The 12,938-nt window shown below is 62.6% G+C and carries 7 protein-coding genes and 3 pseudogenes; 2 read left to right on the forward strand and 8 right to left on the reverse strand.

The genetic code is table 11. The annotated features are described in order from the left end of the window. Positions 1-213 precede the first annotated feature (213 nt). From H9K75_RS14185 to H9K75_RS14205, 5 genes and pseudogenes are all read right to left on the reverse strand, one after another. Positions 214-1,193 (reverse strand): annotated as a pseudogene (locus H9K75_RS14185) (Bug family tripartite tricarboxylate transporter substrate binding protein). A 159-nt stretch (positions 1,194-1,352) separates the two neighbouring features. Beyond that, on the reverse strand, positions 1,353-2,537 hold the full coding sequence (gene tcuB / locus H9K75_RS14190) for a tricarballylate utilization 4Fe-4S protein TcuB (RefSeq protein ID WP_187723145.1): 1,185 nt from the start codon (positions 2,535-2,537) through the stop codon (positions 1,353-1,355). Positions 2,538-2,574: 37 nt separating this feature from the next. Further along, positions 2,575-4,013, reverse strand: a pseudogene (gene tcuA / locus H9K75_RS14195) (FAD-dependent tricarballylate dehydrogenase TcuA). Positions 4,014-4,294: 281 nt separating this feature from the next. Beyond that, a pseudogene (locus H9K75_RS14200) lies at positions 4,295-5,241 on the reverse strand (LysR family transcriptional regulator). 33 nt (positions 5,242-5,274) lie between these two features. Next, the gene (locus tag H9K75_RS14205) at positions 5,275-6,354 is read right to left on the reverse strand and encodes a porin (protein WP_226858213.1); all 1,080 of its coding nucleotides are present in this window, start codon (positions 6,352-6,354) and stop codon (positions 5,275-5,277) included. A gap of 359 nt (positions 6,355-6,713) precedes the next feature. Here H9K75_RS14205 and mnmA point away from each other — a divergent pair, with 359 nt between their 5' ends. Continuing rightward, positions 6,714-7,853: a tRNA 2-thiouridine(34) synthase MnmA gene (gene mnmA, locus H9K75_RS14210; protein WP_187723147.1), complete on the forward strand. Its 1,140-nt coding sequence runs from the start codon at positions 6,714-6,716 to the stop codon at positions 7,851-7,853. 297 nt (positions 7,854-8,150) lie between these two features. Next, positions 8,151-9,812 (forward strand): L-lactate permease, encoded by a 1,662-nt coding sequence (locus tag H9K75_RS14215; protein WP_187723148.1) that lies wholly within the window; start codon positions 8,151-8,153, stop codon positions 9,810-9,812. Between the two features lie 34 nt (positions 9,813-9,846). On the opposite strand, the gene H9K75_RS14220 is transcribed toward H9K75_RS14215, so the two are convergent. The 3 genes from H9K75_RS14220 to H9K75_RS14225 all read right to left on the reverse strand — a co-directional run bounded on the left by H9K75_RS14220 (position 9,847) and on the right by H9K75_RS14225 (position 12,658). Further along, a complete protein-coding gene (locus tag H9K75_RS14220) occupies positions 9,847-10,737 on the reverse strand; it encodes a tetratricopeptide repeat protein (protein WP_226858218.1) in 891 nt (296 codons plus the stop codon). Next, entirely contained in the window at positions 10,737-11,180 is a 444-nt protein-coding gene (locus H9K75_RS24020; protein WP_226858220.1) for a hypothetical protein, read from the reverse strand. Before H9K75_RS24020 ends, H9K75_RS14220 begins: the two co-directional genes overlap by 1 nt. Before the next feature lie 80 nt (positions 11,181-11,260). Then, entirely contained in the window at positions 11,261-12,658 is a 1,398-nt protein-coding gene (locus H9K75_RS14225; protein WP_226858221.1) for a rhomboid family protein, read from the reverse strand. Positions 12,659-12,938 lie beyond the last annotated feature (280 nt).

Raw genomic sequence — 12,938 nt, forward strand, 5'->3', positions numbered from 1 at the left:
CCGTAGATCGTCAGACAACGGTGTTGTGGATTTGCTCTGACCGACTGCTTTGGGTCGGAAGCAGCACTTCAACGATTAGAACTGAAGTTGCCGCCCCGCCAAATGCGCAGGCCGTTTTGTTTCCGGGGCGAGGTAGATCAGCAGTTGCTCATCCAGGCACCATCCCAACACGAATGATGTTACCTGCGCCGCCATTCGCATCACCCCACCGCGTCACTGCGCCGTAATCTTGCGCTCCCGCACAATCGCCCCCACTGGTCGTATTCCTTCTTCATGAAGGTCGCGAACTCGGCGCGGGTGGTGGGTTGGGGGTCGAGGCCGTGTTTGCTCAGCGCGTCCTTTACGCCTGGGTCGTTGAGTACCTTCACGATTTCCTTGTTCCAGCGGTCGAGCATCGGGGCAGGGGTTTTGGACGAGGCCACGAATGCATACCAGTTCAGTGCCTGAAATCCCGGATAGCCGGATTCGGCCACGGTGGGGATGTTGGGCAGGTAGCTGGGGCGCTTGAGGCCGGTGGTCGCGAGCGGGATCAGCTTGCCGGTTTCGATGTGCGGCAGGGCCGTGGGTGGTGCGGCGAAATAGCTGGCGACGCGCTCGCCGAGCAGGTCTTGCAGCGCCGGTGCGCCGCCCTTGTAGGGCACGTGCACCATGTTGACGCCCGCGCGCTGGTTGAACAGCTCGCCCGCGAGGTGCGATGCCGAGCCCGCACCCGTCGATGCGAATTCCACGTTGCTGGTCTTGGCCTTGGCGACGAATTCGGCGAGCGTCTTCACGCCGACGGCCTTGTTCACGACAAGTACGTTCGGGAAATACACGCCGCCCGAGATCGGCGCGAGGTCCTTGAACGGGTCGTAGCTCAGCTTCATGAGGTGCGGCGCAATCGTGAGCGGGCCGACCGAGCCGAACAGCAGCACTGAACCGTCAGAGGCACCCGATGCCACCTGCTGGTGCGCGATGTTGCCGCCCGCGCCACCCCGGTTGTCCACCACGACCGACTGGCCGATGTTTTCGCCGAGCTTCTTGGCGATGAGGCGCGCGGCTGCGTCGGCCGCGCCACCGGCTGCAAAGCCGACGACCAGCGTCACGGGCTTGGTGGGTGGAAAGACGGGATCGGCGGCGTGCGCCGTGCTGACGCCCAGGGCGGCCAGGCTGGCGATGGCCGTGGCGCGAAGGAGTAGGGATCGTTTGTTCATCGTGATTTTTCCTGTGTGTTGAAGTCTGTCAAACCGCAGCAGCTGTGGCACCATGAAACGCTGCTTTTCTTGTCTTGCGATGGCCTTGTCAACGCGCAACGTTGACGAGCGCGGAGTTCGCCGACTACCGCACGAGGCTGTCTAGAAACGTCAATTGAATCAGTCCGCGCCGAGGCCAATCGGATTCGGTTCACGCTTCTCGGTCGTGTGGCGCAGCAGGGCCGCCGTGCGGAAGACGCCGTGTGCAAATTTGCCATAGGGCAGCGTAAGAAACAACGCCATCACCGCGCCGAGGTGTGCGCACAGCAGCAATGCCATGGCTGGCGTGCTGCGGAAAATCCAGAGCGCGAGGCCGGTGAGCGAGACCAGGAACAGTAACGCGATGAAGCCGAGGTCCATGGGCTTTTGCTTCAGGTCTCCGTGTTCCGGATCACGCCTGCGGTTCAGGTGCCACAGGCCGCTGGTGCCGACGAGCAGGCTCACACCGCCCAATGCGCCGAGGATCTTGGGCAGGCTGGGAAGCTCGTATGGCGCGACGATGCCGAACAGGTAGTGATACACCGTGCCGAGCGCGGTTGCCGCAAAACACAGCATGAAACCGTAGAACGTGAAATGGTGCATGCGGCGACGTGCGAGCGTGTAGGCATCGTCTTCGTTCGGGCAACCCTGACCCGCACCGCCGTCGAGGTACTTCATGCGCAGCACGTCGTGCGTGGCTTCCGCCGCAGCGGGGCCGCTCACGTCGGCGCCGCTGGTGGCCGGTTTGATCTGCTTCCAGAACTTGCTTACCGCCATGGATAACGCAAACACCACAAACAGGAAAACCGGCGCGAACATGCCAACCAGCAGGTTGTGCGGGAACAGGTTGTAGAAATTGCCGGCGGTTTGTTCGCTCCACAGGGCACCGAGGCCACCGTGTGCGGCCGCAGCGATGATCAGGAACAGCGCCAGGCCGACGACCAGCGCCAGCGCCAGCGTGAGGCCGTTGTTCTTGTAGAGTTTTCCAAACGAGGGCGGCCACGCGTACTCGGCATAGGTTTGGCCGCGCACCTCGGCCATGGCCCTGGGCACGTTGACTGCGAATTCATGCGGTGGCGCGTACTGGCACGCGTGCAGGCAGGCACCGCAGTTGTGGCACAGATTGGCAAGAAAATTCACGTCGGCCTTCGGAAATTCGAGGCGCCGCGTCATTGCGGGAAACACCGCGCAGAAGCCTTCGCAATAGCGACAGGCGTTGCAGATCTGCATGACGCGCGCAACTTCGTCTTCGGCGGGCGTCATGGGCACGATATGGCCTTGGGCGAGTGCCTTGGCGTCGTCGGTCAGGGCTTGTAGCGTTTGCATGGTGGGGCGGCCTTACTTCTTACTCACACACTCGGATTCATTGGTCACTGACAGCGCCTGCAACCGCAGGCTTGCCCTGTGCGGCCAGCGCCGCGTTGCGTCCCGCGATGCGACCGAAGGCCGTGCCGATGGACATGCCGACACCGGCGGTATAGCCCTTGCCGAGCACGTTGCCAGCCATCATCTCGCCGGCCACGAACAGGTTGCGGCTTGGCTGGTCGTTGAAGCGCACGGCCGATGTGTCGTCCACTTTCAAACCCAGGTAGGTGAATGTCACGCCGGGGCGCAGTGCGTAGCCGTAGAACGGCGCGGTATCGATGGGGCGCGCCCAGTGCGTCTTGGCTGGCGTGATGCCCTGGGTGTGGCAATCGTCGAGCGCGGTGTGATCGAAGTGGCCGACATGGCAGTTGTCGTTGTATTCGGTGAGCGTCTGCATGAAGGTGGCGCGATCCAGCTCCAGCTTGTCGGCCAGTTCTTCGAGCGAGTTCGCCTTCACGCCCGGAAACACCGGCGGCATGAAGCGACCGATGGCCTTGGAGTCAATGATCGAATACGCGATCTGGCCCGGCTGCATCGCCACGAGTCGCCCCAGATCGCATAGCGCTTGGGCCAGAAGTCCTCGCCCTCATCATAGAAGCGCCTGGCCTCGCGGTTGACCACCACGCCGAGCGACACGCAGTCGATGCGCGTGCAGATGCCGCCGTCATACAGCGGCGCGCGCGCATCAATGGCCACCATGTGAGCCTGCGTCGGATCGCCGATGCGGTCGGCGTTCTGCTCGTCGAGCATGTGCCTGAGCAGCACACCCTTGTTGAACGCCGTGCCGCGAATCAGAAAGTTGTCGGACGGAAACTCGCCGCGCTCGTTCTGGCCCCAGGCCTCGCGCAGCCATTCGCGGTTGGACTCGAAGCCACCCGCCGCCAGCACGCAGCTCTTCGCGGTGAAGCGCTTGCCGTTGCTGGTGAGGGCAGCCTTGAACACGCCGTTGTCGATCTCGAGGCGATCCACGGGGGTTTCGTAATGGATCTGTACGCCGAGCCGTTCGGCGCTGCGGAAATACGCATTCACGAGCGCCGTGCCGCCACCCATGAAGAACGCATTGGTGCGCGCCACGTGCAGCGCACCCGAAAGCGGTGGCTGGAAGATCACGCCATGCCTGCGCATCCAGTGACGACAGGTGGACGAGGCGCGGATCACCATGCGCGCGAGGTGTTCGTTGGTGATGCCGCCGGTCACCTTGAGCAGGTCCTGCCAGAACTCCTCTTCCGGGTAGGCATCGGTCAGCACATCCTGCGGCGCGTCGTGCATGCAGCGCAGATTGCGCGTGTGACCAGAGTTGCCGCCGCGCCAGTCGCGCGGCGCAGATTCGAGCAAGGTGACGCGCGCACCGGCCTCGGCCGCCATGAGGGCTGCGCACAGCGCGGCATTGCCGCCGCCGATCACCAGCACGTCGCTGTCGAAGGCTTCGGCGCTCATGATGAAAGCGGGCCGCCAGCGCGGCTGCATGGGGATGAAAGGGCAGTGTGTATCGTGGGCACAGCGGACCTCGTCGTGGGAGTGTGTTTTTGTGATCGCTCGTTCCTGACGCGCCGCGCCGCAACAAAGGCGGCCCTCAGCGCGAGGAACGGGTGGCTGATCCGAATGTAGGGAACCGGGCGCACCGTGACCAGAGGGCTTACGGCAAGGCTACTTCACGGTTTGTGATGGGTTGCGAGCGCCCCCGGCTGCGTTCGGCGCTCGCGGGGGATTTTTCGCTTTCAGCCGAGGCGCTGCTCGTGTGCGACCAGACTGGCCCCAATCCACTTGCCCGACTGCACCAACTGCTTCGCGCAGTCTGCCAGCACCACGCGCGCGGCGAGGGCGGCGGGGGAGAGTTCGTCGTCGGACAGGCTGCACAGTTGCGCGTGGCGGCGCACGCGGTCGTCGTCGATCTCCGTCCATGAGAAGCGCTCCGCCGCATCTTCATACGGATTGACGGCGGACCAGGGCTGGACGGTTGCACCGAGGCCCGCATCCACCGCTTCCATGAGCATGGTGAGCGAATCGATCTCCATTGCAAGCTGCGGCTGGAAACCCGCCTGCGCGCAGGCCGTGACGACCGAGCTGCGCAGGCCGTGCGTGCCGGAGGGCAGGATCAGCGGCTTTTGCTGAAGCTGTTGCAGGCTCATTTTCTCGGCCAGCGGCCACAGCGGATTGCGGCGTGACTGGATCAGGAACAGGCGTTCTTCGAGCAGCGGCGTCACGCTCCAGCGGCGCGCGGTGTTGACGTCGAAGAGGATGGCCAGATCGAGCTGACGCGCATTGAGCAGGCTGGCCATGTGACCCGAGAGCGCCGAGACCATGTGCAGCCGCACGTCGGGGTAGCGCTCGCGCATCGCACGCATGAGCGGCAGGCCGAGCACGGATGCAATCGTGGGCGACAGCCCGACACTCACCGCGCCGGAAAGCCGTGCCTGCTGCGCCGCAAGAATCGCCTGATCGGCATGGCGCAGCGTGAGTTGCGCCTCATGAAAGAACGCAAGTCCGGCCTCGGTGGGCACGGCCCCTTGCTCGTGCGCTGCAGGAGCCGCGTGGAGAGTTCGCCTTCCAGACGACTGATTTGCTGGCTCAGCGCCGACTGCACCATGCCCAGATCGAGCGCGGCCCGCCCCATCGAGCCCAGCTCGACGATGCGGACAAAGTAGCGGAGCTGGCGCAGTTCCATGGGGAGTTTCACACTTTTTCAGGCCGTCAGGGATCAGAACCGATACTGCATCCCGACCCCGAACCCGGTCGCGCGGCTCTTGTTGCCTGGGCCCTGGTAGCCGTCGTCCCAATTCGTCAGATCGAATTCGGCATACAGCTTGGTGCGATACGAGATCTTGTATTCGTAGAACGCGACAAAGCGCCCAAAGCCGTCGTCGGCGTATTGCGAGCGCTCGCGGGCGACCTTGTAGTAGGCCAGCGTCCAATCGGCCTTGGTGGTGGTCGAAAGGGTCGCGCCCAGCGAGTAGACGCGCTGCGTGGTGCTTGCGAAGTCGCCTTGATCGGCCTTGCTGTGGGTTGCCGAGGCCGCAAGGCGCGTGTTGCCCGACTGGTAGGCAAGGCCTGCGGTCCATGCCTTGAGCGCGTGGCCTTCGGCGTCCTTGAACGTCTGGTAGGCGCCCGAGAGCGTAGCGCCCCGGTCTTCGACGCTCATGGCGAGGCCGGTGGAGGACAAGGGCTTGCGGTCACCCGCCTGCTCGCCAAAGCTGTACATGGCGCTCGTGCGGAAACTGGTGCTCTGGCTGGTGAATTTGACCGCGTTGTCCAGCCAGTAGGCGTTGCCGGCAAGGCCGGTGTTGCCGTATTGGCTCGTAAGACCCGGCTGGCTCAGCGCGCCGATGGTGAGGTTGGGGTTCAGATCGGGCAGGCGCTTTTGCAGAGGGTCGATCGACGTGAGCGAGTCTGCCAGCAGCGAGGTCTGGCGGCCTACGGTGAGCAGGCTGCCGGTGCTGTCCCGCAGGCCGATCCAGCTCCCGCGATCAAAGTATTTGCCGCCGTGGGTCTGCGTGCCGGTATCGGCGTTGATGCCCGATTCCAGCTCCCAGATGGTGCTGAGGCCACCGCTGAGCGGCGTGACGCCGCGCACGCCCCAGCGGCTCGTATCGTTGATGCCGCTGGTCACGCCGCTTTGTGAGGTGCCGATGGGCGCATGGTCGGCCGAGAGCCCGGACGAGCGGCGCACGCCGAGGTCCATGACGCCATAGACCGTGAAATCCCGGGCCTGTTGCGCCGCTGCGGGAAGTGCGGAGGTGGCGATGAGCACGGCGCAGAGTGCGCCGAATTCTTTCTTCAAGACTGACTCCGTTGTCGGGAGTGAAGAGTGCTCGGATGGCCTTGTCTTCACGCATTCGAGGGGAAACTGTGGTCGCCTACGGGCCCGTTGGATTGATCGTGCAGGCCATAGACAAGCCGTCAGGATCGCATTCATGGCAGCCGCGATGCGATGACAGGCACTGCAAAAGCAGGGTAGGGAAATCGCACGCAAGCGCTTGTCGGATGGGGGCGAGTTTAACCCTCGCCCTTAACGATGGGCGAATTTGCAATAACGTTGCGATTTGTTTCTTTCCTGTGGGGATCGTGAAGCGCCCGCTCAAGGGATATGCAATGCCGTTGGCAGCACGGCGCGGGCCAAAAAAATACAATATGGCCCCCATGAGCGTTTCTCCTTCATCCTTTTCATCTTCTTCCGCTTCCCGGCATCGTGTCGTCGTCGGCCTGTCGGGCGGCGTGGATTCGGCGGTCACCGCGTATCTGCTGAAAAAGCAGGGCCACGAGGTGGTCGGCATCTTCATGAAGAACTGGGAAGATGACGACGACAGCGAGTTCTGTTCCTCGAATGTCGATTTCGTCGATGCGGCGGCGGTCGCCGACGTCATCGGCATCGAGATCGAGCATGTGAATTTCGCCGCCGAGTACAAGGACCGCGTGTTCGCCGAGTTCCTGCGCGAGTACGAGGCCGGGCGCACGCCGAATCCGGACGTGCTGTGCAACGCCGAGATCAAGTTCAAGGCGTTTCTCGATCACGCCATGCGCCTTGGTGCCGAAAAAATCGCCACGGGCCACTACGCACGCGTGCGCCAGAACGACGAGACGCGGCTGTTCGAGTTGCTCAAGGGGCTCGATCCGTCCAAGGACCAGAGCTATTTTCTGCACCGCCTCAATCAGGCGCAGCTCTCGCGGTCGATGTTCCCCGTCGGTGAGCTGCACAAGACCGAGGTGCGCCGCATTGCCGAAGAAATCGGCCTGCCGAACGCGAAGAAGAAGGACTCGACCGGCATCTGCTTCATCGGTGAGCGGCCTTTCCGCGATTTCCTGAACCGCTACATCAAGCACGAACCCGGCCCGATCATCGATGATCGCGGTCGCAAGCTCGGCAGGCATGTGGGGCTGTCGTTCTACACGCTCGGCCAGCGTCAGGGCCTTGGCATCGGCGGCGTGAAGGACAAGGGTGTACAGCGCGGCGCGGGCGATCACTCGCCATGGTTTGTTGCGCGCAAGGACCTTGAAAAGAACACGCTGCGCGTGGTGCAGGGGCATGACCACCCATGGCTGCTGTCGCACGACTTGCAGGCGCAGGACGCGAGCTGGATTTCGGGCCACCCGCCGGTTCAGGGCAGCTGTGCGGCCAAGTCCCGCTACCGCCAGCAGGACGCGCAATGCAGCGTGGTGCACGCCGACGGGCAGACCTTTCGCCTGCATTTCCCCGAGGCGCAATGGGCCGTCACGCCGGGCCAGTCGGCGGTGCTGTATGACGGCGACGTGTGCCTTGGTGGTGGTGTGATCACCGCGTGAGTGCGGCGCTGGCGTGCACCGGCCCTGATCGCCAGGAGCTGCGGTTCGCGTCATTCATTTGAAATTTTCCGCAGGCAGTTGAAAAGAATTCAGTGCCTGGATCGACTCTGGGCGCGTTGCTTTCGCTCGGATTCGGTATTCGTTCCAATAGACTCGCTCCCGTTTTGCAAAAAGCGGGTTTGCCCGCTCACGCATGTCAAAAAAGTTGCATGAAACTGATCGTTGCCCATCGCTTGGGCGACCGATCCAAGCAAGCAATTCACAACAGTTGGTCTATTCAAAAAAGGGGCGTATCAGATGATTTGGCAGCAGGTTTACGATCCTATTGGCAACATGGTGGTTTCCACCTTGCTCGCAGCAATCCCCGTCGTGGTGATGCTCGCCGCGCTCGGGTTCTTTCACATCAAGGCACATATCGCCGCAGGCATGGGGCTGATCGCGGCGTTGCTCGTCGCGATTTTTGCCTACGGCATGCCCGCCGACATGGCGGGCCGCGCGGCGTTGTTCGGCGGCTTCACCGGTCTGCTGCCGATTGGCTGGATCGTGTTGAACATCATCTTCCTGCACCAGCTCACCGAGCAGAACGGGAGCTTCAAGGTGCTGCAGGATTCGCTCTCGGGCATCACCGAGGACCGCCGCATCCAGTTGTTACTGATCGCGTTCTGCTTCGGTGCCTTCTTTGAAGGCGCGGCGGGCTTCGGCACGCCGGTGGCGGTGACGGCGGCGATCCTGATCGGCCTGGGCTTCTCGCCGCTGGCCGCCTCGGGCCTGTCGCTGATTGCCAATACCGCTCCGGTGGCCTTCGGCGCGCTGGGCACGCCGGTGATCACGCTGGCCAAGGTGCACGGCTACGATCTGATGGAAGTGACCGCGATGATTGGCCGCCAGTTGCCGTTCTTCTCGGTGCTGGTGCCGTTCTGGCTGATCTGGGCGTTTGCCGGTCGCAAGGGCATGATAGAAATCTGGCCGGCGATTCTCGTGGCCGGCCTGAGCTTTGCCATTCCGCAGTTCCTGGTGTCGAACTACATCGGCCCCGAGCTGGTGGACATCATTGCGGCCATCGTCTCGATGGCATGCCTCGTCGGTTTTCTGCGCGTGTGGCAACCCAAGAAGATCTGGACCTCGGCATCGCTGCGCGGCAAGGACGTGAGCGCGTCGGAAGTGAAGCCGCCCCAACCGATCGTCAAGCACAGCCGCGAGGCGCTGATCGCCGCGTGGATGCCCTGGGTGATTCTTTCGATATTCGTGTTCATCTGGGGCCTGCCGTCGGTGAAGGCCTGGCTCAACGGCATCTTCGCACCCGCGTTCCCGATGTCCGGCCTGCACAACCTGATCGAGAAAGTGCCACCGGTGGTGCCGCAGCCGACCAAGGAAGGCGCGGTCTACACGCTGAATCTGCTGTCCGCCACCGGCACCGCGATTCTGCTTTCCGCTGTGATCAGCGGCTTCTTCATGAAGTACAACCCAGTCGCCATCGTGCGCACCTTCCTGAAGACGATCTGGCTGGTGCGCTTCTCGCTCTTGACCATCGTGCTGATGCTGGCGCTGGGCACGCTGACGCGCTACTCGGGCACCGACACGACGCTCGGCCTCGCGTTCGCCAACACCGGCGTGCTGTACCCGTTCTTTGGAACGTTGATGGGCTGGCTGGGTGTTGCGCTCACGGGCTCGGACACCGCATCGAACGTGCTGTTCGGCGGCATGCAGAAGGTGGCGGCGGATCAACTGGGACTGTCACCCAACCTCATGGGCGCCGCCAACAGTTCAGGCGGCGTGATGGGCAAGATGATCGACGCCCAGTCGATCGTGGTGGCCTCCACGGCAACGCGCTGGTTCAATCATGAAGGAGACATCCTGCGTTACGTGTTCTTCCACTCGATTGCGCTGGCTTGCCTGGTCGGCCTGTACGTGACCATGCAGGCTTATGTGTGGCCGTTTACGCTGATGGTCGTGCATTAAGCAAATGCGATCCCGTGCGTTGTGTGAACAGGCCCTAGCCCGCCGCCATCACCTGCTTGAGTTCGTCGCGCAGCACCCATTCCGCCTCCTGGGTGCTGGGATGATCGGGGTAGCGCGACTTCATGCGCATGAACACGCGCAGGGCCTGTTCGGGTTTGTCGGTGCCCAGCTTGAGTGCGCGCACGATGAGTTCCTGCGCGGCGGGCGTGAGCGCATGCGCCGGATGGTGTTTTTCAAAGGTCTGCAGCAACGCCAGGACATGGCGCACCTGCATGCCTTTCCATGCGTATTGCGCGAGGGCGAGGGTGATTTCAGCCGAGTCGAGCTTGAACTGCGGCGCGCGCTTGTAGCAACTGCTCCACACCTCCAGAGCCTCGCTTTCGTGCTTGCGTTGCAGCAGCAACGGAATCAGGCGCTGCGCATGGCGCGTCAATTCATCCGTCTGTTCGGTGAGTTTCAGCACGCGGTGATATCGGCGCTGATCGTCCACGTTGTCCGAGCCGGTACGTTGCCATTCGCGCGCGGTTCCAAGGGCGCCCTGCATGTCGCCGTTCTGTACCAGGTTCGCGACCGCGGCGTCGCGGCGTCGGGCCTCTGCAATGGCCGGGTCTTCGGGCTCGATCTGCGGACCGTCGGGTGCCATCACCGGCTCGATGTCGAGTTCTGAGTGATGCTGGTACATCACGTAGCCGATCATGGCCGCCATGACCCATGAGAAATAGATCACGGCGAATGCGGACAGCGGAATCAGCACGAACTTCGGCACGATGGGCAACAGCAGGCCAATCGCCATGGGGGCGCCCTGCATCAGCAGATACAGGAAAAGACACAGCAACCAATACGATTTGCCGACGCCGGAAATGGTGCCCAGCAGGTTGAACAGATTGATGGCCGCGCGCAGGCTGGCGGTGTTGATCAACACCATCAGCGTTGCAGGAATCGCAAGGGACGAGAGCAGACTGCCGAGCGCTCCCAGGCCCCGCTGGCATGGCTCAGCCATCCGATGACGAGGCCGTGAACGACCAGCACGCCAAAGAATTTCCACGGAAGCGACTTCCAGTCGTCGTCGACCATGTGCGGGCGGTAGTCGGCACTGTCGGTGATGCCGCGTGAAGCAAGTGCCGCCACCTTGAACGCGTAACGGCTGATCGCCAGCATGAGGCCAATGCCGACCACCATGGAAAAGAAGAACCCAAGCGTCAGCAAATAGCTGCACAGCGCCAGAATCGTGGCGTAGATCAGGGGTTCGGTCTGGAACGGGAACAGGAAGAAGCTGTTGAGCCTTTGCCAGAACGGTGGAATGTTCCATCTGGCGGTTTCCTGCGTGTCGTCATCATCATCATCTTCGCGTCTGCGCGATGGCCTCATGGTCTCCTCCCGAGAGTCCCTTATGTCTTCAGAGCGGTAATGTTACGACATGTGATGAGCGACCCCGGGATTTGTTGAAGTCACGCCGCGGGCTGCTGCATGGCGAGCCAGCGCGTGATGGCCTCCTGAGGCGCATCGCGCTGCAACGCGGGCAACCACGCGCGCGCGTCTTCCAGCTTGCCGGTCTTGGCCATGCCGTTGACCAGCATGGTGAGTGTCCCGGCCCACTGCGGATGCGTCGCGGATCCCTCCAGCATCCGGCACAGCTTCTGCGCGTCCGCCAGTTCGCCTTGCCTGACGAAGTTGCGCGCCAGCGCATGCATGGTGCTTTCCGTGATGCGCGGAACGGGCTGCGCGCGCTCGCAGTAGCTGCGCCACGCATGGTGCTGCAACTGGCGTTCGGCGTCGGTATGACCGGGCAGCTTGAAGATCGAGCGCGCAGCGGCATGGAAGTCTTCACTGGCAGGCGCATGACGGGCGCTTTCAAACCACGACCTGAGGATTTTCAGATGGCCAGGCGCAAGTTTCGCCGCGTGCCTCCAGGCCTTGGTGGCCTGATTGAAATCCAGCGCATGGGTATGTTTCTGCGCATGGCGGATGGCCTGATTCACGGCCTCCTGCTGTGCCAGAGCGGCTTTCTTCTTTTCGCCTTCCTCATCGACCGGTGTCTCCACGGCTTTTACGCGCATGTACAACCACATGGTGATCGCGCCAACCAGCAACCCGCCAAAGTGCGCCATATAGGCCACCTCGCGCCCGCCGATGAAGTGCTGGGCCAGCTCGAACGCCATCCAGACCGGAAGCACCACCAGCGCGGGCCACACGGCGTAGTTGAAATAAAACGCCAGCATGTAGAAAAAGCGGATGCGCCGCATGCGGTACATCACCGCATACATGGCCATCAATCCCGCTATCGCGCCGGACGCTCCAAGTCCGAAGCCACCCATGTTGTCGTAGAACAGTCCCGCGAACAGCGACGCGCCGAAACCGCAAAGCAGGTAGAACGCGAGATAGACAAACGGCCCGAGCGCCATCTCGAGCGTGAAGCCGAACAGGAACAGAAACACCATATTGCCGATCAGGTGCGCGGTGCTGCCATGCAGGAACGTGGAAGTCAGCGCCTGAACCGGCTGCAGCCCCGCGCCGGGCTCGTAACTCATGGCCCAGCGCGATGTGAACGGCTTGGGTTCAACGGGTGAAAAAGCCGCACGGGCGGCTTCCCATTGCGCGTACTGGGGACTGTCGCCCGGTAACGCCTTGCCGTCGAGCAGTTGCTGGCGAAAGGTGCGCTCCTGCCACATCAACTCATAGAGCGGGCCGTATTGCTTTTTCTCGTACAGCGCCTTCGCCTGTCGCACCAGCGGTGCCGTGATGCGGCTGCCCTTGCGCTTGCTCTCGCTTTCGAGGTACTGGATGAGCAGTGGCAGCTCGATCACCGGCAAAGCGGTGCGCGCATAGACCTGCGCTGTCCGGGCCACGGTTTTTTCCTCGGATTCCTGCCAGCCCCAAAAAAGGGCCGGTGTCAAGTCTTTTATGCGGCTCACGCAAAACTTGAAACTGTATATGAGACAGCAGGTTAGCTCGTTCTTAGGCTGCTTTGCAGAGGTGCGACTTCGTGGTCTAGGAGCCACATAGGAGCGTCGCAGTGGCAAGCCATGTCGCGTTGCATCGGTATCGAAAACCGATGGACATTGCGAACAGCAGGTTGTCAGCATAGCCCAGTTCTTCACATCCCAGCTTGACCCATGGCTTGACTCC

The organism is Diaphorobacter aerolatus (assembly GCF_014489535.1).
GTDB lineage: Bacteria > Pseudomonadota > Gammaproteobacteria > Burkholderiales > Burkholderiaceae_C > Diaphorobacter_A > Diaphorobacter_A aerolatus.

Excerpts from the sequence above, each read along its gene's own strand:
- H9K75_RS14220 (WP_226858218.1), bottom strand. The coding sequence starts at position 10,737 with ATGGTGTTGATCAACACCGCCAGCCTGCGCGCGGCCATCAATCTGTTC.
- tcuB (WP_187723145.1), bottom strand. The coding sequence starts at position 2,537 with ATGCAAACGCTACAAGCCCTGACCGACGACGCCAAGGCACTCGCCCAA.
- mnmA (WP_187723147.1), top strand. The coding sequence starts at position 6,714 with ATGAGCGTTTCTCCTTCATCCTTTTCATCTTCTTCCGCTTCCCGGCAT.
- H9K75_RS14215 (WP_187723148.1), top strand. The coding sequence starts at position 8,151 with ATGATTTGGCAGCAGGTTTACGATCCTATTGGCAACATGGTGGTTTCC.
- H9K75_RS24020 (WP_226858220.1), bottom strand. The coding sequence starts at position 11,180 with ATGAGGCCATCGCGCAGACGCGAAGATGATGATGATGACGACACGCAG.